26 protein-coding genes and 2 pseudogenes are annotated in these 21,015 nt (G+C 45.0%); 7 read left to right on the top strand and 21 right to left on the bottom strand.

The features are described from left to right. Positions 1-12: 12 nt before the first annotated feature. The 21 genes and pseudogenes from KUH03_RS41945 to KUH03_RS41850 form a co-directional block, all read right to left on the bottom strand. Positions 13-975 (bottom strand): glycoside hydrolase family 2 protein, encoded by a 963-nt coding sequence (locus tag KUH03_RS41945; RefSeq protein ID WP_257090522.1) that lies wholly within the window; start codon positions 973-975, stop codon positions 13-15. A 54-nt stretch (positions 976-1,029) separates the two neighbouring features. After that, a pseudogene (locus KUH03_RS50025) lies at positions 1,030-1,149 on the bottom strand (hypothetical protein); the annotation flags it as partial. Between the two features lie 429 nt (positions 1,150-1,578). Further along, the gene (locus KUH03_RS41935; protein ID WP_257090520.1) at positions 1,579-3,096 is read right to left on the bottom strand and encodes a glycoside hydrolase family 43 protein; all 1,518 of its coding nucleotides are present in this window, start codon (positions 3,094-3,096) and stop codon (positions 1,579-1,581) included. 82 nt (positions 3,097-3,178) lie between these two features. After that, positions 3,179-3,409 carry a hypothetical protein gene (locus KUH03_RS41930; protein ID WP_257090519.1) on the bottom strand — a complete coding sequence of 77 codons (231 nt, stop codon included), beginning with the start codon at positions 3,407-3,409 and terminating at the stop codon, positions 3,179-3,181. Next, positions 3,400-3,870, bottom strand: coding sequence for a hypothetical protein (locus KUH03_RS41925; RefSeq protein ID WP_257090518.1), 471 nt, complete (start codon positions 3,868-3,870; stop codon positions 3,400-3,402). Before KUH03_RS41925 ends, KUH03_RS41930 begins: the two co-directional genes overlap by 10 nt. Beyond that, a complete protein-coding gene (locus tag KUH03_RS41920) occupies positions 3,867-4,112 on the bottom strand; it encodes a hypothetical protein (protein WP_257090517.1) in 246 nt (81 codons plus the stop codon). The genes KUH03_RS41925 and KUH03_RS41920 overlap by 4 nt, the downstream gene beginning before the upstream one ends. 51 nt (positions 4,113-4,163) lie before the next feature. Continuing rightward, complete coding sequence (locus tag KUH03_RS41915; RefSeq protein WP_257097842.1) at positions 4,164-4,370, bottom strand: hypothetical protein; 207 nt, start codon at positions 4,368-4,370, stop codon at positions 4,164-4,166. After that, positions 4,316-5,791: a RagB/SusD family nutrient uptake outer membrane protein gene (locus KUH03_RS41910; protein WP_257090516.1), complete on the bottom strand. Its 1,476-nt coding sequence runs from the start codon at positions 5,789-5,791 to the stop codon at positions 4,316-4,318. Before KUH03_RS41910 ends, KUH03_RS41915 begins: the two co-directional genes overlap by 55 nt. Positions 5,792-5,803: 12 nt before the next feature. Continuing rightward, a complete protein-coding gene (locus tag KUH03_RS41905) occupies positions 5,804-7,882 on the bottom strand; it encodes a SusC/RagA family TonB-linked outer membrane protein (protein WP_257090515.1) in 2,079 nt (692 codons plus the stop codon). A 67-nt stretch (positions 7,883-7,949) separates the two neighbouring features. Beyond that, positions 7,950-8,939: a TonB-dependent receptor plug domain-containing protein gene (locus tag KUH03_RS41900; protein WP_257090514.1), complete on the bottom strand. Its 990-nt coding sequence runs from the start codon at positions 8,937-8,939 to the stop codon at positions 7,950-7,952. A 34-nt stretch (positions 8,940-8,973) separates the two neighbouring features. After that, on the bottom strand, positions 8,974-9,552 hold the full coding sequence (locus KUH03_RS41895) for a DUF5110 domain-containing protein (protein WP_257090513.1): 579 nt from the start codon (positions 9,550-9,552) through the stop codon (positions 8,974-8,976). Positions 9,553-9,565: 13 nt separating this feature from the next. Continuing rightward, a pseudogene (locus KUH03_RS41890) lies at positions 9,566-10,611 on the bottom strand (TIM-barrel domain-containing protein). A gap of 134 nt (positions 10,612-10,745) precedes the next feature. Beyond that, a complete protein-coding gene (locus tag KUH03_RS41885; protein ID WP_257090512.1) occupies positions 10,746-11,831 on the bottom strand; it encodes a PA14 domain-containing protein in 1,086 nt (361 codons plus the stop codon). 486 nt (positions 11,832-12,317) lie between these two features. After that, complete coding sequence (locus KUH03_RS50020) at positions 12,318-12,440, bottom strand: helix-turn-helix domain-containing protein (protein WP_373564587.1); 123 nt, start codon at positions 12,438-12,440, stop codon at positions 12,318-12,320. Next, a complete protein-coding gene (locus tag KUH03_RS41880; RefSeq protein ID WP_257097840.1) occupies positions 12,427-12,951 on the bottom strand; it encodes a response regulator transcription factor in 525 nt (174 codons plus the stop codon). Before KUH03_RS41880 ends, KUH03_RS50020 begins: the two co-directional genes overlap by 14 nt. Positions 12,952-13,090: 139 nt before the next feature. Continuing rightward, on the bottom strand, positions 13,091-13,729 hold the full coding sequence (locus KUH03_RS41875; RefSeq protein ID WP_257090511.1) for a cell wall metabolism sensor histidine kinase WalK: 639 nt from the start codon (positions 13,727-13,729) through the stop codon (positions 13,091-13,093). Next, complete coding sequence (locus KUH03_RS41870) at positions 13,696-14,691, bottom strand: triple tyrosine motif-containing protein (RefSeq protein WP_257090510.1); 996 nt, start codon at positions 14,689-14,691, stop codon at positions 13,696-13,698. The genes KUH03_RS41875 and KUH03_RS41870 overlap by 34 nt, the downstream gene beginning before the upstream one ends. Next, positions 14,688-14,867, bottom strand: a complete 180-nt coding sequence (locus KUH03_RS41865; protein ID WP_257090509.1) for a hypothetical protein — start codon at positions 14,865-14,867, stop codon at positions 14,688-14,690. The genes KUH03_RS41870 and KUH03_RS41865 overlap by 4 nt, the downstream gene beginning before the upstream one ends. 41 nt (positions 14,868-14,908) lie before the next feature. After that, a complete protein-coding gene (locus KUH03_RS41860; RefSeq protein ID WP_373564586.1) occupies positions 14,909-15,364 on the bottom strand; it encodes a two-component regulator propeller domain-containing protein in 456 nt (151 codons plus the stop codon). Continuing rightward, positions 15,273-16,061: a two-component regulator propeller domain-containing protein gene (locus KUH03_RS41855; protein WP_257090507.1), complete on the bottom strand. Its 789-nt coding sequence runs from the start codon at positions 16,059-16,061 to the stop codon at positions 15,273-15,275. Before KUH03_RS41855 ends, KUH03_RS41860 begins: the two co-directional genes overlap by 92 nt. A 4-nt stretch (positions 16,062-16,065) precedes the next feature. Beyond that, the gene (locus KUH03_RS41850) at positions 16,066-16,419 is read right to left on the bottom strand and encodes a two-component regulator propeller domain-containing protein (RefSeq protein ID WP_257090506.1); all 354 of its coding nucleotides are present in this window, start codon (positions 16,417-16,419) and stop codon (positions 16,066-16,068) included. Positions 16,420-16,749: 330 nt separating this feature from the next. Here KUH03_RS41850 and KUH03_RS41845 point away from each other — a divergent pair, with 330 nt between their 5' ends. The 7 genes from KUH03_RS41845 (at position 16,750) to KUH03_RS41820 (ending at position 20,982) form a co-directional block, all read left to right on the top strand. Beyond that, positions 16,750-17,682 carry a TonB-dependent receptor plug domain-containing protein gene (locus tag KUH03_RS41845; RefSeq protein WP_257090505.1) on the top strand — a complete coding sequence of 311 codons (933 nt, stop codon included), beginning with the start codon at positions 16,750-16,752 and terminating at the stop codon, positions 17,680-17,682. Continuing rightward, complete coding sequence (locus KUH03_RS41840) at positions 17,679-17,888, top strand: hypothetical protein (RefSeq protein ID WP_257090504.1); 210 nt, start codon at positions 17,679-17,681, stop codon at positions 17,886-17,888. Before KUH03_RS41845 ends, KUH03_RS41840 begins: the two co-directional genes overlap by 4 nt. Positions 17,889-17,931: 43 nt before the next feature. After that, positions 17,932-18,354, top strand: coding sequence for a hypothetical protein (locus KUH03_RS41835; RefSeq protein ID WP_257090503.1), 423 nt, complete (start codon positions 17,932-17,934; stop codon positions 18,352-18,354). Positions 18,355-18,359: 5 nt separating this feature from the next. Further along, positions 18,360-18,587 (top strand): hypothetical protein, encoded by a 228-nt coding sequence (locus KUH03_RS47550; protein ID WP_306429340.1) that lies wholly within the window; start codon positions 18,360-18,362, stop codon positions 18,585-18,587. Further along, complete coding sequence (locus KUH03_RS41830) at positions 18,488-18,943, top strand: TonB-dependent receptor domain-containing protein (protein ID WP_306429892.1); 456 nt, start codon at positions 18,488-18,490, stop codon at positions 18,941-18,943. The genes KUH03_RS47550 and KUH03_RS41830 overlap by 100 nt, the downstream gene beginning before the upstream one ends. Then, a complete protein-coding gene (locus KUH03_RS41825) occupies positions 18,940-19,800 on the top strand; it encodes a hypothetical protein (protein WP_257090502.1) in 861 nt (286 codons plus the stop codon). Before KUH03_RS41830 ends, KUH03_RS41825 begins: the two co-directional genes overlap by 4 nt. Positions 19,801-19,911: 111 nt before the next feature. Further along, the gene (locus KUH03_RS41820) at positions 19,912-20,982 is read left to right on the top strand and encodes a RagB/SusD family nutrient uptake outer membrane protein (RefSeq protein WP_257090501.1); all 1,071 of its coding nucleotides are present in this window, start codon (positions 19,912-19,914) and stop codon (positions 20,980-20,982) included. The last annotated feature ends 33 nt before the right edge of the window (positions 20,983-21,015 follow it).

Below are 21,015 nucleotides of genomic sequence, written 5' to 3'. Positions count from 1 at the left end.
ACGTGCTTTCTGTTACGATAAACTTCTTCCCGGATGATCCGACGGGAAACTGGCCCATTGCTTATGGTTATAATTGTAGCCTATAATATCTACGGCCGGATTCATTAATACCGGGTTTTCGCTGGACAGCTCATTATTGGCAATGGTGGTCGGGCGGGTGCCATCCAGGCTGTCGGCAATTGCTGCTAAGCGTTTGGGAATAGCTGCCCCATCCGACTTAGAGTGCCATTGCTCCTGCGCTTCATTCCCTAGGCACCAGATGAATAAAGAGGGGTGGTTTCGGTCCCGTTTGACATGGTCGGCAAAGTCGCGCTCGAACCATTTATCCCAATACAAATGGTAGTCAAATGGATTCTTATGTCCTTTCCATACATCGAAAGTTTCACTCATCACAATAAAACCCAGGCTATCACATAGATCTAGAAATGCAGGTGCGGCGGGATTATGGGATGTGCGTATACCGTTGACACCCATTGCTTTCATTAACTTTAGCTGGCGTAATGCTGCAGATCGGTTGAAGGCCATGCCCAGAGCCCCAAGATCACTATGTAGACAGACCCCGCGGATCTTAAGGCGCTTTCCGTTCAGTACAAATCCCTGCTGTTGATCAAAGCTAAAGTTGCGTAAGCCAAATCTGGTTTCCTGCTCATCCAGCACCCGGCCGCCCGATACAAGCTGTACATTCGCAGTATATTGCCGTGGTGTTTCAACTCCCCACAACAGCGGATTCTCCAGCACGATTTTCTGCCGGAACGGATTGACGCCGGAGCCGCGCTTGACCAATATATCCTCAACCTGGGAAACCGTTTCTCCGGTGGGTGATACAATTTGTGTCCGTAGGGAAAGTGATCCAGTCTGTTTGGGAATCTGTTCGATGTCCAACGAAAGACTCAGCACAGCTTGTTTTTCACTGAGCTGCTCTACTTTGATAAAAGTGCTGTTTGTGGCGATACTGACCTTATTACGGGCAATCAATTTAACATCACGATAGATGCCCGAACCCGAATAGAAACGTGAGTTGGGCTGCCTATTGTTGTTGACTTTAACAGCCAGTAGATTTTCGCGGCCGTCCGCATGTAGATAATACGATAGTTCATATTCAAAGCCGATATAACCGTTTGGCCGTTTTCCCAGCAAATGACCATTGATCCAGACCTCGCTGTTTTCATATACGCCCTCAAAGGCAATAAATATCCGCTGACCTTTATAGGCCGGGGCAGCTTAAATGACTTTTGATACCAGCCGATGCCCCCATCCAGATAAGCCCCGCCGCTACCTGCGGGGCTATGTTCGCGGAAGGGCATCTCAATGCTCCAGTCATGCGGCAGGTCAAGCAGGCGCCAGTTGTCACCACCAGAATCCTGGCTATGCTGCCCAACACTATCAAGTGTAAACCGCCAACCGGCATTGAAATTAATTTCCTGTCGGGATTGCCCCAACAGCGGTATCGTCATGATCAGCCAAAGCCCCAGGACATTCAGTTGGCGGCGATATGGGGTGCAAACAAGTAATTTTAGCATAAAATTATAGAAAAGGAACCGCTCCATACTTTAATAGGAGGATTGATAGTCAAACCAGTCAAAAATGCTTTCGCATTGGTTGGCTGCCCATTGAACTTGTATACAGACCGATCATTACTCCCGTAAAACCGCCAGCTACCTCTGTGCTCAGATAGCGGGTATCCAGACTAGCGAGGTTGCTGTAGTCCCCAGACTTAGGATCTTTAAAAGCAAAGCTGTAGTTTAAAGGCGTTCCACTGATACGCAGTTCTATCTTGTTGCCTGCGATTTCTTTTTCAGCAACAATATAATGCAGAGATCCTACCTTAGCACGCAGCTGCAGCATAAAGGCCTTTCCACTGCGTTTGAGGAAAAAGTCGTAATGGTGCGAATTGTTCTGATACAGCGTTAAACCGGCTTCTTCTCCATCGGAAGCGGCATTAAATTCAAGCTTTACGCTGGCCTGAAAATCGTGTTCCGTTTGCCTGCGGCCGATAAAAGAAGGCGACTCCGTCTCGTTTAATGATATCGGACTGCTGTACAGGCAGAGGCTACCACGTCGTTCGGTCAGCGAGTACTTTGCCGAATCGGGATTCCGAAGATACTGCCATTGCAAGCCCAGCTGTGTGGCAGTAAACTCATCGCGCTGTGTTGGAGTTGCCACAGGAACTGCTGGCAGGGGCTTCACCGCCATATCCAGCTGGATTTTTCCGTTACCGTTGATCTGTGGCCAGCCGTCTTTAGGCCAGCTTACCGGTGCCAGAAATGTCTCCCGCCCGAGTATATGGTAATAACTGTACGGTTGCGTCACACGGAAACCTAGGAATACCGTCCACCAGGAGCCATCTGCCGCCTGGATGAAGTCCGCATGCCCCACCCCTTGAATGGGATTTCCCTGTCCCAAACGGTTGGAGTGTGATAGAATTGGATTGAGCGGACAGGATTCGTAAGGTCCCCAGATGGAGCGGCTCCGCCCGATACTGGCACTGTGGGCATATTCTGTGCCACCTTCGCCCAATAGTAGATAATAGTAGCCATCCTTTTTGTAGATGTGGGGCGCCTCGGGAAAGCGCCCGCCCGTTCCGGCCCAGACCACTTTTTCCGCGGAGGTCAGCTTCCCGGTACTCAGGTCAATGGCCGTCACACGGATTCCTTCATCCCCTTGGGTCACAAAATAGCTTTTGCCGTCCTCATCCCAAAAAATGTCCGGATCTATGCTTTTGACATCTACCCAGACCGGATCGCTCCAAGGGCCAGCCGGATTTTTTGCGGTGCAATAGAAATTGCCTTTGTCCGACACGTTGGTACATATGACATAGAATAAACCATCGTGATAGCGGATCGAAGGCGCGAATAGCCCTCCCGAAGAAGGTACTCCGCGTAGATTGAGCTGTGAAGACCGTGTTAGGCAGTGCCCCAGCTGCTCCCAGTTGACCAGATCCTTACTATGATATATCGGAAGCCCCGGAAAATATTCGAAAGAAGAGGTCACGAGGTAAAAATCATCGCCTACGCGACAGATGCTCGGATCTGGATTAAATCCTCGGACAACTGGGTTTTTAAACCCCAGTTGTGTATAGCCCGGCGCTGCCAGCAAAAATAGCAAGCTGCAATAAATCGTGGAGCTAAGAAGTGTCAAGTACCTTGAAGTCATTTTAGATATAGTCATGTTTTTCCCCTTATTTGGCCGGACCGGATTCCGATCCTCCTTGATCCAAACTTTCCTTATACTCCTTGCTGATAAAATTGAAGGTCAGCATGGCTGCACCGTCATTCGAAAGTACAGGATCCCTTAAGACAGCCAGCTGCATTGTATTCTTTGTCAGCGACATAATGCGAACATCACCCCAGTCTACCACGATACCATCTTGCGGTTTGCCATGGAGTGGCGATGCGCCGGTCATGCGCATGGTTTTCTTTTCGGTGTCAATATTAAAACCCCTTTCTGCACTTTTCCCAGCATGGCATGGTTAACATTGACGTTGGCCCCGCCTTTGAGGTCAAAAGTCATACGGCCATAATCGCCAGCGGGCATTAGCCAGCTATTGCCTTTCCAGTCAGGTTCCCAGCTCCAGCTGTCGCTGTTCAATGGCTCGCCGGTCTTGTTTACTGTGCCCCACCAGTCTCCCGTTCCATAAAAATACATGGGCCCTTTAAAATGGCGGGATACCCCTGCCGCATCAAGATCCAGAAACCAGGTTTTCTCCTGCCCTGCACCACCGGTCAATAATGTCCAGGTCTCGTCACTGATAAATTCAGCGTACATCGCGTCAATTTTAAAGCTTACTGGCTCGCCATAAACGACTCCGCCCCGGGTTTCGACACCAAACTTAACCGTATATTCTCCCGGAAAAGGCATTTTTAAGGTCACCTTTTATCCTGGCTCCGTCCCTGGGGATGTTCCCACAGCGCGGTATATTTCGGATCCATTAAACTCGTCAAATAAACAATATTCGGATTATTTGCATCATGTTCAATACGGTACGATTTACCTTCAGTCAGCTGTGCCGGACTGAGGTCGATCTCCCCTAATGCATATTTTTCTGGAGAACAGGCTCCGGCCATCGTCATCAGCGCAATGAGGGCCATGACAGCGTGTAATATCTTTTTCATGTATATAGATTTATATCGTTAAACCAAGCGACCTTTTAGCAGTACTCTTCATTAATTCCAGCCTGCATTTTGTTTCAGTACTCCATTTGACAGCGTGATCTGCTTATTGGGAATCTGCATAAACCCACGGGTGGTTAAGAATTTGCTTTTTGTGATAATAACTTTGTCGGGAGCCGAACCACTAAGCACATCCTCGGAAGTTTCTATGATCGCGGCTGCATTATTGATACCCTGGCGCAGCACATCCCAATAACGGATGCCTTCAAAGGCAAATTCAAAATTCCGCTCTTTGAGGATATTACTTTTGAGACGGGCAATGCGACGAAATTGGTTTTATAAGCCCGCTTGCGCACCAGGTCAAAATAATGCTGGGCATTGGGTGAACCCAGTTCGGCCGCCATTAGCAACACGTCTGCATAGCGGATCACAAAGTAATCCTGATCCTGGGACAATTGCATATCTTTATCTCCACCTGTATTTGTGGTGCCATCCGGCAATGCTGTCGGCGCATATTTTTTGATCGCATAGCCCGTGTATTCACGTTGGTCTTTCAGATTAAAATCCGGTATTTTCTCTCCATCGATATCGATAATGGATGCTGTTTTTCTGGTATCGTTGTTATCGAAGGCATTAAAGAAGTTTTTGCTTACGGTACAGGCACCCCATCCTTGACCATAGGGTGACCAGCTCTTCCCTCTCAAGCCCAAGAAAACGACCCAGCGGTTGCCATCGATATGACCTTCGTAATCCGATGTATTGTTAAATTTCTGTGCAAATACCACTTCGGAGTTCCCTTTACCTGCGTACTTGGAAATATCCAATGTATTGTCGGCGGCATTGGGAAGATAACTTGATGCCGGCCAAAGGTTTTTAAAGTCAGCGACCAATGCAAATTGGCCACTTTTGATCACATCTTCCAGTCCCGCTAGCGCCTCGGCTTTGGATACGCCAATATCTTCGGCGGCATAGTAACCAGAATAAAAGAGGTAAACCCGTGCCAGTAGTGCTTTTGCGGCGAATGGCGTAGCCCGGCCATCGTTGCTTGCGGCGGCTGATTTCGGATAAGCATCGGCCGGGATACTGCTTGTAGCAAATTTGAGATCCGAAACAATCAGCTTATACACTTCCTTTGGATCCGATTGCGGAATATTATCACTCGTAGGACTGGTCAACAGTGGTATATTCTCAAAGAGACGCACTAAATCGAAGTACAGGACTGCCCGCAGGAACCGGGTTTCACCTTCGATCCGTGCGCGTGCCGTCGTATTGCCCGAAAAATCGGTGCCATCTAACTTTGCCAGCAGCGTATTACATCTAAAAATGCCCGAATAGTAATCTGACCAGGTACCATCAAAAATATTATTGTCCGACTGGGATTGCCCGATATCAAAGCGGTCTATAGCCTGGAAACCGCGGCCATCTGTTGTTCCGGTACCACCGAAACAGTTATCTGAAGCAATTTCCGAGGTGATATAAAAAGCCTGGCTCCCGTTGGAGGTTGTCCGTTGGTAACCGTCATAACAACCGACCAGCGCCATTTCAGCATCCGCCACTGTTTTATAAAAGTTGCTCTCCAATACACTTGTCATCGGTTCGACGTCCAGGAAACTGGATGAACAGGATCCCAATAGTAGTGATCCCAGTAGTATTGAATAAGAGATATAACTTGTTTTTTTCATGATTTCTCGATTTTAGAATTTAACATTTAAACCAAATAATACCGTCCGCGGTCTAGGGTAATACCCTAAGTCGATACCCGATACCCAGCCGTCTGTACCATACCCGATCTCCGGATCCATTCCATCATATTTCGTAAAGGTGAATAGATTCTGTCCCTGTATATAGAAACGGATCTGATTGGCGTATTTCCACCGGATCAGTTTGGAAAGATCATAACCCAGGGTGACATTGCTAATCCGTAGGAAGTCACCATCCTGGATGTATAAATCCGAAAACTGCCAGTTGACGTTTGTTTCGGTCACACGCGGTATGGTATTGGAAGTACCTTCGCCTGTCCAACGGTCGAGGATACGGGTGGTATAGTTCGCCTGCTTATTGGTATGATTGCGGTAAGACTGTACAATCTTATTGCCCAAAGAACCGTAAGCATTAACGGAGAAATCAAATCCTTTGTAATCCAGTCCGATATTAAATCCATAGGTAAAATTGGGCATGCCCACACCCAGATTTGTTTTGTCGGCGGCATTGATAATGCCATCAGCATTCAGGTCTACATATTTTACATCACCTGGTTTGACATCCGCCTGCAGAATGCCCTTTCCAGCATTTTTCCAGGCGTCAATTTCAGCCTGGTTCTGGAACAAGCCCGCGGTGCTGTAGCCCCAGAAATAACCGATGGGCTGTCCATTGGCGGCACGGTAAAATTCCTCTGAATTATCATATAACATGGCTGTCTGGCCGTGGATAATACCGTCTTCGGTTGGGATCTTACCCACTTTATTTTTGTTGTAAGCCCCATTTACGCCCAGGCGGTACTTAAGCTCATTCACTTTATCAGCCCAGTTCAGTCCAAGCTCAACTCCCGTATTCTTCACATCGCCACCATTGATAAAAGGTGGCAGCGTACCTGTCGTGGCCAGTACTGGAGCTGTTACCAGCCAGTCTTTGGTCTTTTTGACATAAAAGTCAACGACGACATCTAGCCGGCTCTGCGCGAATTTGGCATCAAATCCAACATTTGTCTGTTCGGAGGTCTCCCAGGTTAGATTGGGATTGGACAGGCGGCTCGGGTAAGCACCGGCAATATTGTTGTTGCTGGTACCGAATACATAATGGGCTCCAGGATTGGATGATGTGATACCTGTTGAGGTACTGATCGGTGCGGCATACTGGAAATCAGCAATATCCTGATTGCCCACCTGTCCCCAGGATGCCCGCAATTTAAAGAAGTTTATCCCCGACAGGTTCTCCTGAAAGAAATCTTCCGAAGAGATTACCCAACCTGCTGAAACCGAAGGGAAATAGCCCCAACGGTTGCTACGTGAAAATTTGGACGAAGCATCGGCGCGAAGGGTGGCATTTAACAGGTACTTCTCTTTGTAATTGTAACCTAACCTGCCGAAGTAGGACACCCGCCGGGTGACGTTCTCCGGTTTTCCAGAAACAGTACGCGTCTCGACCACATTGCCCTTTTCATCCAGATGTGCCTGACCTGTTGTGTTGTCCAGATAGGCATGCGCAAAATCATTGAACTGCGAAAGCAGGTTCCAGTTTGAGCCCGAAAGGTAAGTACCCTGATACCGCAATGATTCCATCCCGATCATGGCCGAAAAGCGGTGATCCGTCCGGATATCAAAATCATAGGAAGCGGTATTGGTCCAGGTCAATGTATGTCCCTTGCTCATATTCTGGGACGTAGTGGTATGGTCCTGGTTGTACGTATAAATGGAAAAACGGTACAGGGGTGTAAAACTCCGGTATTCCGAAGCATAATAGTTGAAGCCCAATAAAGAGCGTACTTTCAGCCCTTTGACCGGTTCAATCTCAGCAAAAATATCTGCCAGTAATTTCTGGCCATCGTTGCTGTTATTCGAATTGGTCATCATTACCCCATAAGGATTACTGTCGCCGTTGTACCAGGGTGAGTTGGACGTATCGTTGAAGGGGCTGCCATATAGTCCGTTGTCCGAATAAACGGGTGACAGCGGCGATGTAGTAAAAGCTCCACGTAATGTATTGTTGTATTGGTTGCCAACACCGATTCCCCGATTTTTAATGTAGTTGAAATTAAGGTGCTGCCCGATTTTCACAAAATTATCGAAGAGTTTATGTTCTGAATTTGTCCGGAAGCCATAGCGCTCGTAGTTGGATACATCTTTACCACCGACGATCCTCCTGACTGATATAGTTCATGGACAGGGCGTAGGTGGATTTCTCCGAACCACCGGTGAGGGCCACATTGTAATTGTCCATTTTCGCATTGTCCTTGAACATGTAATCCAGCCAGCTGGTATTGGCCAGTCCGGCCATTCCATCAAAATCAATGGCAGCAGCACCTGAATTGAGGGACTGCTCATTCATGATTGTTTTATACTGATGGGCATTCAGTAGTTGTGCTTTGCGTGATACATTTTGAATACCGGTATATCCGTCAAAAGACAGCTGGCTTTTACCGGCAGCACCCATCTTGGTGGTCACCAGGACTACACCATTGGCTGCCTGCGAACCGTATATCGCTGCCGAAGCAGCGTCTTTTAAAACATCGATCGACTGGATATCTGCGGCGTTCAATACCGAAATATCACCGCCCGGAACCCCATCAATGACATAAAGCGGGCCCGAATTGCCAATTGTCCCTAAGCCGCGGACGACGACCTTCATATCCGCTCCGGGCTGACCGGAGGTGGAAGTAATTGAAACGCCCGGAGCCTGCCCCTGAAGGGACTGCAAGGGATTCAGCTGATTCCGTTTCTGCAGTTCCTCGCCTTCTACCTTCAGATTCGCCCCGGTATTTAGCTTCTTCTTCTGCACACCATAACCGATGACTACTACCTCTTCCAGATCAGAGGTACTGGGCTGCAGGCGAATGATACCATTCGCTCCGGCGACTGTAATTTCTTGCGTTTTGTAGCCTACGTAAGAGATCGTCAGCACGCTTCCTTTTGCGGCCTGCAATGAAAACTTACCCGATTCGTCCGTACTTGTTGAAATCTTCTGATTCTTTACTTTAATGCTTGCGCCCCCGATCGGCAAGCCAGAATCAGCGGAAACAACGGACCCCGTAAAGGACTGTGCCCAGACCAGCGAGGTCATGCCGGTCATGACTACCACAGCCACACCCCTGCTCAACAATTGTTTGCTTATCATATGATTTGATTTATAAATTGGTTTTACTTTTATTTTAATTTAATTTAATCTGTAAGGCTTTCCCGTGATAAGATACTGCCATTGATTTTTTTGTAGGACTGTCGATGCCGGTAGCATTTCTGTCGCTAATGAAAATGATATTGAATTTTCTACTATGTAGCATACCCTCAAACTCCCCTTTGCGGTCGGCCAGGGACAAGGTTTGCGTCCTGTTATCGTAGCGGATATCAATTCGGCTGTATTTTCCCTTTTCGTAGTTATAATTATCACCTTCATCTTCATAGAGCGAAAACTGGCCATTGGCACCGGCATAGATATAGAGGTCCAGTACAGTCTGCTTTTTCTCCGTGCTGTATTGCAGCTCCTGACCGACCGGAACGATCGCACCGGCTTTTGCATACACCGGGATACGCTCGTATGGCGCATCTACCAGAAGATCCTGACCGCCGCTGACTTTCTTGCCGCTGTATAAATCATACCAGTCGGCGCCTTGTGGAAAATGTATTTTTCGACTCCTCGCACCTTTCTCCGTGACGGGGCTCACCAAGAGCGATGGACCCCATAGATACTGGTCATTGCGGTCAAATCCTGCTTTATCCAGCGGAAAATCCATGGCTAGCCCCGGATCATTGAATAATCTTCGAAAAATGTCTTTGCCGCCAGGCTGTAGTTATAAGCCAGCAATTTATAGCGCAGATTGATTGCATAAAGCATGCTCCTATAGGCAGGGTGCTCCGCAGGAGCGATGTGATAAGGTTCGCGGAACGGAATTGTCCATGTGCCCGGAACAGGGGCAAGAATGCAGCATATTGATACCAGCGGCTATTGAGCTCACGCCATTCTTCCAGATCCACCGCATTGGGCTTATGGAACCTATTTTCGACGAGGAATCCACCCGCATCCATTGTCCAATATGGTGTACCGGACATGGAGAAATTTATTCCGCCCGCGATCTGATCCTTCATATCGTGCCATCGGGATGCGATATCCCCGCTCCAGGCAGCGGCGGCATAGCGCTGCTGTCCGGCAAAAAATGAACGCGTCAGAATAAACACCCGTTTATTGGGATCCGTTGCGCGCTGCCCTCGTAAATACCCTTCGCATTTTGAAGCGGAAAGGCATTATAGTAGCGCACCGAGGAACCGATGCTGGGCTGAAAAACAGCTTTGCGTTCATCCAGATCGATATTGGAATGGATATCCGGTTCACTTGCATCCATCCACCAGGCGTCGATGCCTATTTTAAATAAGTTGTTGTCCAATAACTTCCAGAAGGCATCGCGCGCACCCTGGTTAAAAGGATCATAAAATGTAGAAGTATAGCCCTTCCCGATCCAATCTTTACGGCCATCGTAAATATTCCGTGGGTAGATCCACTTATTGCTTTTAAACTCCTGATATACACGCGACTCTTCATTTATTTTCGGCCAGGCGGAAATCATGATCTTCAGATTTTGGTCATGCAGTTTCTTCACCATCGCCTTCGGATCTGGAAAGCGGTTTAAATCAAATTGTTGACTTCCCCAGTCGTTTTCTGACCAGTACGACCAGTCTTGGACAATATTATCAATTGGAATCTTCCGTTTACGGAATTCTGTGGCTACCTGTTCAATTTCCGCCTGAGTTTTGTAACGCTCGCGGCTTTGCCAAAAACCGAAACTCCAGACCGGCATAATCGGAGCCTTGCCTGACAAATGCCGGTAACCGCTGATGACATCGTCCATGGATGCACCATGGACGAAGTAATAGTCAATTGCATCCCCGGCTTCGGAATTAAATGAAAAGAGGTTCTGCCGTGCAGCGGGAATTAGCTCTGCCAGTTTAGGGTAAAATAAGACTCGCTGCCGTCTGGGATCCATTCCATCCGGATCCGGCGCGGCTGATCTTTTTCCAGATCTTTTTCAAGCTCAAAAGTGCCGGCATTCCAGGACTGCCGCCAGCGGTCGGCGACGAGCTGACCATCTATCCATACCTTCATGTATCCCGAATATTTGAAGTGCAGGACATGCTTGCCGGCATAGGGCGAGGCAAGCGTACCCTCATAAACCACCTTTGTATCCGCAAGTTTGATCTCTTTTGGAAACTTGTGCTGGTCCGTTAAATAGCCATAATCGATGATCGATTCCGGACGGGAAAGGTATACCGAGTCGGTATTGCGGTTCATATAAGTAGCCGTGAGCCAGCCCTGCTCCCCTTCCACGGACGATAGCTTAAATGCATTCAAAGGTAATAATGGGCGCACATCCCCGGCTTTGGTGATCGAGTAATTATGCCAGAGCAGACCATAGTTGTTGGTGGATAACAAAAATGGAATGCCGATTTCGGTATTGTACTGCAGTAGCGTGACCTGTTTTCCCCGGTTGTAGTTCATGACCGCATTTTGATGCTGTCCAAGCCCATAGATCCCCTCCTCCGGTTGGACAATAAAATCCTGGTTGACCTGGTAAAAGGCATCGCCATTATAGCTCCCCGCAGTAAACGAACCGGAATTCCGTTTTGCTTCTTTTAAAATGGCATGGCCATGTAAGTCGTAAAATTCTACTTTACCGCTGCTCAACGAAACAATAGCCCGCAGATCCGCTGTCTGTATTGTGGCCGTTGAGTCTGTCGATCCGGCAACAAATGATTTTAGCTGCCGGTGCAAAGAGTCTACAATCACCAGGCGCTGCTGTTTCGGGAAGCCAGTCCCAGCAGGGACTGCCGTTACCCGTATGATCTTATCCGTAATGGCGTCCAGATAGACGTCCTGATCAATGGAGCCCGCAGAATTTTTGAAGCTGACCTTCACGCCGGTAGCGGTTTTTTCAAACTGAGCTTTCTGAGCCTGTGCAGATCCTTGATGTATCATGGTAAAGAACATCAGACCGCTTAAAGCATATGTTATGTTGCGCATGTAAATAAAGATTTATTGGTTATTGTATTCCCTTGGTTATTGCTTGTACTTTCCTAATGAAAGAACATGTCAAATATAGAGTGCAACCGGTTGTCTTAAGGCTATGATTTGTTAACTTTTAGGGGTGATTTGTTAACATACGGTCGGATAAATGGAATATATTATATGTTAAGTTATTGTTTTAAAACAAGTTGAGCTAAAACGAGGGTGAATTTCCAAAGGCGAGTTTATAATTTATTTACCAGATTGTTTTGGATTGCCGAATCTTGTTTTACCGGAGATGCTACCATCAATAATTTGGAAAGCTGTATGAGATCCATGGTTCATTGATTCAGCGATCAATACTTTTCATCCGAATTTGGAAAACAGAAAATAGTGGATCGGTACGGCCCTTATTTGGCAAATCACAGAAAACATCATAACAGCGAATAATCTGCATATATTTTTAATGATTGCTTTCAATGCCGAAATCTTAGCAGCAATTTCCTACTTTAAGGTGATTGTCTTTTTATACTCATTCGGTGTTACCCCGAACTCTTCTTTAAAGTATTTTCTAAAGTATTTGGTCTCATTAAATCCCACAAGGAAAGCGATTTCATTGACGTACATCTGGCTTTTTCGAGCAGCTCTGCTGCTCTTTTAGCCTGATAAAGCGGATAAATTCCGAAGGTGTTTTATCGGTCAAAGCAAGAATTTTCTTATAGAAATTAACCCGGCTCATCGCCATTTCACGGCATAAATCTTCAACCAAGAAATCGGTTCTTTCTATATTTGACTCAACGATGGAGACGGCTTTTTGTATAAATTTCTGATCCATCGAAATAATCTCCGGTTTGGTAGTTGAGATATCAATTCTTGATTTGAATTTTTCCTGTAGTTGTTTCTGCCTTTTCGTAATATTGGCTAGCGTAACGCGCAGAATATCGATATTAAAAGGTTTCGAGATATAACCATCGGCACCAGCTTCCATGCCTTGGAATTGATTTTCATCCGAACATTTAGCCGTAAGCAAGACGACCGGTATATGGGAACTGCGTATATCCTGTTTGATCTTTCGACAGAATTCGTAGCCATCTACATTTGGCATCATAACATCACAAAGAACAAGATCCGAATATATTCAGTCGCGAGCTCATAGCCATGTTGTCCATCTTTGGCGGATAAGATCCTGTAATCATTACTAAAAAGATCCTTTAGAAACAATCGAAAATCCTCATTATCATCAATAATGAGAAGGGTATATACGCCACTCTCCGCATCTAAAATAAAATCGCTTTCACTATCCCCATTTTTTCCGGATTGTTGTCAATGTCAGTGCCTGAATAGATCACATCTTGCCTATTCGTGCCATAAGTATCTTTTGACATGGGAATTTGCACCGTAAAAACTGTCCCTTTTCCAAGTTCACTATCGACCTCCACCGTTCCTCCATGGAGCTTGACAAATTCATTTACAATATGAAGCCCAACGCCTGTCCCTGAGATACCATGGGTCTCATTGGAATCAATTCGGTAAAAACGATCAAAAATTCGGTCAAGATGTTCTTTTTCTATTCCAATACCTGTATCTGCAACCTTAATACACAGACGCTTATCGATTTCATGGTCTATAATGGTTTCACTTATAGCTACGCTAACGTCTACGTGGCCTGAAGTTCGGGTATATTTAAAGGCGTTTGAAATCAAATTAGAAATGACCATATACATCTTATCTTTATCAAAGCTCAGGTCTATGAATTGATGGTTTGTCGTAAAAGTTAGTCTGATCGATTTTTCAGCTGCAATGGACAAAAAGGATGTACTGATCTCTTTGACAAATTCAATAATATTACCCGATGATATATTGAGTTTCGTTTTGTCCTGATCTAATTTCCGAAAATCCAATATATCGTTGACCATCGTAAGCAGTTTCTGCGCATTTTTATACATGACTCCCAGTGCTGCTTTTTGTTCCTGATGGCTATCTTTTTTAACAACATTTCCAGCGGACTGATAATCAGCGATAAAGGGGTCTTGAATTCATGACTGATATTGGTAAAAAACTTTAATTTCAGCTGGTCTATTTCATGCAGCTTATCAGCTTCCAACATACGGGCATTTTGATCAAGTTGATCCTGCTTTCTTTTCAACCGATATTTAATAAACCACCTGATTAACAAAACAAACACTGCAATATAAGTCCCTATAGCCCACCATGAAAACCAAAATGGTGGATTGACTACAATCTGCATTTCGATCGGTTGAGGCGACCATACATTATCCTGATTGCCCGCATAAACTTTTAAGATATATCGACCTGGATTAAGATTGGAATAGGAAGCTACTCCAGTGCTACGTGAAGTTTCAATCCATTCTTTATCAACGCCTTCCAGCTTGTATCGATATTTATTTTTATTGGGCTGGATAAAGTTGAATGCGGAAAATCGAATGGAAAAGTTTGTTTCATTATATTTCAGGATGAGTTTATCGAGGCCGACAATAGAAATCGGCAAAACAGTGTGATCGCCCCTTTTCTCCTCTGGATTGACCACTTCATTAGACAATAACAGTTCTGTAAATCGAGCCTGTGGTATGCTTTTGTTGGCCGGGATTTTTCTCGGATAAAAAGCGATGTAGCCTTCGGTGGTACCCATATATATTTTACCGGTCTTATCGGTATATACGGCATTGGGATTAAAAACCATTCCCGTCAGCCCGTCGCTGAGATCATAGGTAGAAACAATACTGCTGTGCTTAGTTCCGCTAGCTGACAAGTACTGTATCCGGTTGAGCCCATTGCTTGTCCCCGCCCATACATTCCCATCTTGATCCTCAACTAAAGATCGCACATCATCACTGGATAGGCCATCTGCAAGTGTCAAAAAGAGAAGTTCCGGTTTGTATTATCGAAGATTTTTATACCCCTTTTTGTGGCCAACCAGATGCGGCCTTTTGAATCCTTCATAAGCTGATAAACGGGAACCGAAGCAGCCTTATCCTGAAAATTGGCCTCGGGAAAATAAGGCGTAATAGTCTGATCACCCATCAGCTTATACACACCGATATCTGACGAAAAATTAATCGTTCCATCCCGATCTTTTAATGTGGAAAGAATGAAATTAGAACGTAGTTTGCTATTGTCTCTATTAAAATTTTTAAATATCGTTCTACTGGGGTCCAATCTGTCAATTCCGCCCCCAACGTTGCAATCCACAAATTTTGGTCGGAATCTTCGGTTATCCCATATATGCTCTGATTGGACAGTCCCTTGTTGTTTTTCTCCTGCACTTCATATCGTTTAAACCGGCCACCATCATATACATTCAAGCCGCCCATAAAAGTACCTATCCACATTTTATTTGTATAGTCTTCATGGAGCGCGGTAACAATATCAGACGACAAACTTGTCATATCATCACGTTTGCTTCTGAAAAAATGGCGCTCCCCGGTAGTTTCGTTCAACTTAATGAGACCTTTTCCATTTGTCCCCAACCAAAGGTTCCCCGCTTTGTCCTTGACAATACTGCTTGCAGTCAAAAAGTTCACTTTTTCCATCGGATAATCCGGTACTAGGAAACTTGAATATTTCCGGATGATAGTATGAAACACCATTCTTATATGTCCCTGCCCAAACAATTCCTTGAGGATCACAATATAAACTGACAATAGAGTTTTGTCCAACGGAGGTTTTATTATACTCGTTGTGTCGAAGAACCTGAATGGAATTCTTCTTTTTATCAAGAAGGTTGAGACCACCGTGGTCCGTTGCAATCCAAATTAATCCTTGCCGGTCTGCTACGATTCCACGTACAAAGGAATTGGAGAGCGCAGGCTTCGTGTCAATATCGTACTGTTTCCATTGATCATTAGTTTTATTGTAACAGACTACACCCCTATTATTTATACCCGGATAAATCCAGACCATATGGTCGGAATCTATAAAGATACTCTTCGGAATTATAGAATTTATAGCCCTACTGTTTAAATAATTTTTTCGGATATCAATTTGCTTCGTTCGGGTATTCAGACGTTCCAAAAAGCCATCTTTGTGGAGTATCCACACAAATTCATCTTTTATGGCGATCTCTACGAGCTCGGCGGGACGAATGCTCATCGGATCATTTGATGGCCTGAAGCTTACCACTCTTTTATGCTTGGGATCATATTTGTAAATGCCTTTTTGTGAATAGGCTACAATAAAGTTTTTAAACTGGTCTACTTGGATAGAAATTGGATTTGGAGGAAGTCCCATTTTTTTAGAATGGAATCTGTATTATTAATAAAAACCTCCTTTCGCCAATCAAACATGACATATTTATTGCCCAACATCCATAAATTCCCTGCCCATCTTCAACAACTTTCTTCAAACCATCATAAAGTGTTCCTGAAGTACCGTCGATACTACGGTTGAAAATTTTGATACGCTCGCCGTCAAACCTATTTAGTCCCGTGTTTGTTGCAAACCAGACAAATCCCCTACCATCTTTATATATGGCAACAACTTCATTTCCGGCTAAGCCATTCCCATTGTTAATATGGGCAAACTTAAACTCCTGTCCATAGCCGAAAATAATTCCAAAAAATAAGAATAGTAATAAAAGACGCTTCATTGGTTATTGTTTCAAGAACTTCCGTTAAAATACTGATTTTATCAAATCTTTATAGCATAAGTAATCATTTTATCCCCTAAGCTGAAACATTTAGGTCCCTACTTAGCGTATATCTGCCTATATGAAGTGCATCGCGATTAGGGCTTGCAATTCCCATGGAATGATCATTCATCCACTATATAAACATTTTAACCTCTCTTCTTCAACATCCGAACCCTATCAAGACACTATGTTGTTCCTAATTTTAATCATCCCTTTCTGGGGAAAATAACCAAACGAATTATAAACTTAAATTAACCATGAAATCAAAAACGGATCACAAAAGTTTTTTTGGCCCAAACTGCGGCATCGGGTGTATCTCCTGCTGGCGGCCTTGTTTCTCTTTTTTATCAATGTCTTACAGGCGCAGGATTCGAAAATCAATGTCTCTGGACTTATTACGGACAAGGCTACGGGCTGCCTCTGACCAATGTTTCTGTTAAACTCAAAGGTACAAACGCAGTGACATCTTCCAATGAACATGGCAGGTATGCTATTTTAGCATCAAAAGGAGGTATACTGATCTTTAACCATTTGGGATTCCATACGCAGGAAGTAAGAATAACTGGAAATGAGCAAAATATTCAGCTTACAGAAAATATTCACGCCATGGACGAGGTCGTTGTGGTAGGCTACGGAAAAATGAAACGTGGCGACCTAACAGGTGCCGTCGTTTCGGTAACGGCCGACGACATCAGTAAATCTGTAAGTACCTCCCTGGATCAAGCTTTACAGGGACGCGCTGCCGGTGTATCGGTGACACAGAATTCAGGAGCACCGGGCGGCGGAATCTCGGTCAGCATCCGGGGTACAAATTCTTTCAGCGGCAATGAACCGCTCTATGTGATCGATGGAATCCCCATTGATGGTAATACCCGGGACAATTCAAGCGCACTCTCGTCAATAAATCCATCAGATATCGTATCCATGGAAATATTAAAGGATGCTTCTGCTGCTGCCATATATGGGACAAGGGCGGCAAACGGAGTCGTACTAATCTCTACAAAACGTGGTCAGGCGGGAAAAACCAAATTAGGTTATGAAGGGTATGTAGGATTCCAACAGCTGCCAACGATATTGATGTCCTTAACCTCCGCGAATATGCCGTGTATCAGAATCTTCGCAGCAAAGTCATCGGCTTCGGTGATCGGGAGGAATTTAAAGATCCATCGCTGTTGGGTGAAGGCACAAACTGGCAGAAGGAAATTTTTAGAACTTCATTGATGCATAACCATCAATTGAACATCAGCGGTGGAACCGAACAAAATAGATTTGCGATCACGGGTGGATACCTTGATCAACAAGGTATCGCACAAGGATCAGGTTTTGAACGCTATTCCTTACGGATGAACTTTGATTCAAAAATCAACAAGTGGCTGACCGTCGGCATTAATGCCTATACCGCGAAAACAAAAATACGAACACCATAGATAATGGGGGATCATTTCGCTCGCCATCAGGCAGCTGCCAGAGGTGCCTGCCAAAAATCCTGACGGTTCGTGGGGAACACAACAGGAAAATATGTATGGGACTTATTTCGCCAATCCATTGGAGGAAGCGCTTACCCGTGAAAACTATGCAAAAGGAGCACAAATTAGCGTCAATGCTTATGCGGATATTTCGCCCATCAAAGATCTTGTACTACGGATCGAAGGTAATGGGAACTATAATTATTCCAACGCTTATCAATTCACGCCCGCATATAATTACGGGAATTTCAAACAGCAATCCGCAGGAGCCAGGTTTGCCAGTAACGGTTCATTTACCAACCTGAAAACCTATCTGACCTACACTAAAACTTTCGCCGAAAAGCATAACCTCTCGATCATGGCTGGGCATGAGGCTCAGGAAAACAAATGGGAGTCTCTCTCTGGAAGCCGCAGCAATTATTTTTAAATACGGTGCATGAGCTGGATGCTGGCGATTCTAAAACCGCCAAAAATGGGAGTTCAAGAAGTTCAGGTGGCATTGAATCTTATTTCGGTCGCTTCAATTATGGATTTGATGATAGGTATTTATTGACTGCTACATTCCGCAGGGATGGATCGGACAAATTCGGTACCAACAATCGCTGGGGATCTTCCCTTCTCTTGCTGCTGCCTGGAAGATTAAAAATGAACCTTTCTTAAAAAATAACCCAGCGATAGACAACCTAAAGCTACGCTTGGGCTGGGGACTTGTTGGAAACCAAGCCGCAAGCTCCTATGCCTATGGCGTGAGCATGGCTTCGGCTGCATCCATATGGGGCACAGGCTTCTATCCTGCTAATTTTGCCAATCCGGACCTAAAATGGGAAAAAACCAATGCCTACAATATCGGTTTGGATCTGAGCTTATTTAAAAATAGAATCGAACTTACAACGGAAGTCTATTTAAAGAAAATAGACAATCTTTTGATGCAGGCCGTATTGCCTGACTATATCAGTGGGCTAATTGCTGCACCTTGGATAAATGCGGGCTCGATGACGAATAAGGGGTTGAATTGACATTAAATACCATAAATATCAATAAGAATGGCCTTTTCTGGAAATCCGGTTTGACCTTCTCGATGAATAGAAACCGTGTCACGCACCTATATACGGATGCAACCGCCATTCAGGGAAAAATAGGTGCAGAAACATTCACACTGACCAAAGTAGGTAATCCTGTCGGCCAATTCTATGGATATAATGTGATCGGCATGTTTCAGAATGAAAGTGACTTTTACCTGAAAGACAATCAACATCATGCGGTGCTGGATCAGGAAGGCAATAAAGTTCCTATTGCTCTACCCAAAGATAAAAGCATAGGGGTCAACGGGATTTGGGTGGGAGATTTTATTTTCGAGGACAAAAATAAAGATGGAAAAATAGATGAGCAGGACCGTGATTTTATCGGCAATCCGGATCCGAAGTTCATCCTTGGACTAAACAATTATTTTTCTTACAAAGGATTTGACCTAAATATCTTTCTAAACGCCGTATATGGCAACAAGATCTATAATCAACTGCGTAAAGATTTTACAAACCCGATGAACAATTCGGGTATGCTCAAAAAAACGACAGAGATTGCCCTCATTGAAACGATTGATCCGAGCGGTTCCGACCAGGATATCTCCAATGTAAGGGTGTCCAATCCCAATGCGAGTATTCAACGTATTACTGTCAGTGACGCAAATGACAATAGCCGTATGAGTAATCGGTTTATTGAAGATGGTTCCTATCTGCGCCTGAAAAATATTTCTTTTGGCTATACTTTCTCCCAAAACCTGCTGAAGCGATATCAAATTGAAAACCTTAGGTTATATGTCAATATTCAGAATCTTTTACCTGGACCAAGTATACGGGCTATGATCCGGAAATAGGTTCTTACAACCAAAATGTCTTACTGAGAGGAATAGATTATGCCCGGTATCCCGCACAGCGTATTTATACCCTGGGTTTAAACTTCTTGTTTTAATATTAACTACTGAATTATGAAAAAGCTACTCTTAATAAGCTCATTGATAGCTATTGTTGCGCTACATTCCTGTAAAAAAGTTTCCTTGAGAGAGAACCGGAAGGAGCTTATGTGGATGCAACCTTTATACCTCCCTGAAGCATTGAAAGCAGCCACTGCACCACTGTACAACCGGGCATGGTTTGACTATAATAAACGACCTGCCGTCGCTATTGGCAGTTTAAGAGCCAATGATGGCTATAATCCCTATATGAACCCTTCCTATACCCTATTCACCGTGACCTCGCTGGATGATGGACTTTCAGACTCCTGGAAATCATTCTATGGTGTCATAACGATGTCAAACGCCATCATCGATGCTGTGAAGCACAAAGCCGTTAATGTAACCGAAGCGCAAAAAAAAGTAGCTATTGGGGAAGCGCGCCTTATGCGTGGTATCGCTTACTTTTATCTTCTCCGGACTTGGGGGCCAGTCATATTGATCGAGAATAATGACACTGTGATCAAAGAGCCTATGCAACCCAGGCATCGGGAGGAAGATATTTTTCGATTTATTATAGACGATCTCAGCTTTGCAGTCCAGCACCTTCCTGTTCAGGCTGATAAAGGCCGTGCAACGAGCTGGGGTGCCAAAGGTATGCTTGCCAAGGTATATCTCTCCCGTGCTGGCTGGAAGACCGGCGGAACTCGAAACGAAGCTGACCTAGCCAAAGCAAGAGAATACGCAAAGGATGTCTGTGTAAATAGTGGTCTGGAACTCTATGCCAAATACGAAGATCTGTTCAAATACAAACATAACAACAATCCCGAATCACTGATTGCCATGCAATGGGTACCACTTGGCGACTGGGGCGTCTGTAATACACTTTTAGCTGACCTGGCATTCTCATCAGACGTGACCGGTGGTGTCAACGTTTGGGGCGGCGGACTAAACGGGACGATCGACATGCTCAAACAATACGAACGCGCTGATACACTCCGGAGAAATGCTACCTATTTTACCCAGCACTCCTTCTATCCCTATATTGCCATTGATAAAGGTGGATATTCGTACAGCAATGCAGGTGCATCCATCAAAAAGGCGTAATCGGTGGCCCTAACGATGATAATGACGGTTATG

The sequence above is a fragment of the Sphingobacterium sp. E70 genome (assembly GCF_019285695.1).
In the GTDB taxonomy this organism is placed as follows: Bacteria; Bacteroidota; Bacteroidia; order Sphingobacteriales; family Sphingobacteriaceae; genus Sphingobacterium; species Sphingobacterium detergens.
Note: the sequence above shows the minus strand (reverse complement) of the source record. Positions and strands in the feature narration are given on the sequence as shown.

Excerpts from the sequence above, each read along its gene's own strand:
- KUH03_RS41885 (WP_257090512.1), bottom strand. The coding sequence starts at position 11,831 with ATGCGCAACATAACATATGCTTTAAGCGGTCTGATGTTCTTTACCATG.
- KUH03_RS41875 (WP_257090511.1), bottom strand. The coding sequence starts at position 13,729 with ATGGTCAACGATATATTGGATTTTCGGAAATTAGATCAGGACAAAACG.
- KUH03_RS41820 (WP_257090501.1), top strand. The coding sequence starts at position 19,912 with ATGAAAAAGCTACTCTTAATAAGCTCATTGATAGCTATTGTTGCGCTA.
- KUH03_RS41855 (WP_257090507.1), bottom strand. The coding sequence starts at position 16,061 with ATGGGACTTCCTCCAAATCCAATTTCTATCCAAGTAGACCAGTTTAAA.
- KUH03_RS41930 (WP_257090519.1), bottom strand. The coding sequence starts at position 3,409 with ATGCGCATGACCGGCGCATCGCCACTCCATGGCAAACCGCAAGATGGT.
- KUH03_RS41900 (WP_257090514.1), bottom strand. The coding sequence starts at position 8,939 with ATGATAAGCAAACAATTGTTGAGCAGGGGTGTGGCTGTGGTAGTCATG.
- KUH03_RS41850 (WP_257090506.1), bottom strand. The coding sequence starts at position 16,419 with ATGAAGCGTCTTTTATTACTATTCTTATTTTTTGGAATTATTTTCGGC.
- KUH03_RS41895 (WP_257090513.1), bottom strand. The coding sequence starts at position 9,552 with ATGGATTTTCCGCTGGATAAAGCAGGATTTGACCGCAATGACCAGTAT.
- KUH03_RS50020 (WP_373564587.1), bottom strand. The coding sequence starts at position 12,440 with ATGTACGTCAATGAAATCGCTTTCCTTGTGGGATTTAATGAGACCAAA.
- KUH03_RS41910 (WP_257090516.1), bottom strand. The coding sequence starts at position 5,791 with ATGAAAAAAACAAGTTATATCTCTTATTCAATACTACTGGGATCACTA.
- KUH03_RS41920 (WP_257090517.1), bottom strand. The coding sequence starts at position 4,112 with ATGAAAAAGATATTACACGCTGTCATGGCCCTCATTGCGCTGATGACG.
- KUH03_RS41860 (WP_373564586.1), bottom strand. The coding sequence starts at position 15,364 with ATGGAAAAAGTGAACTTTTTGACTGCAAGCAGTATTGTCAAGGACAAA.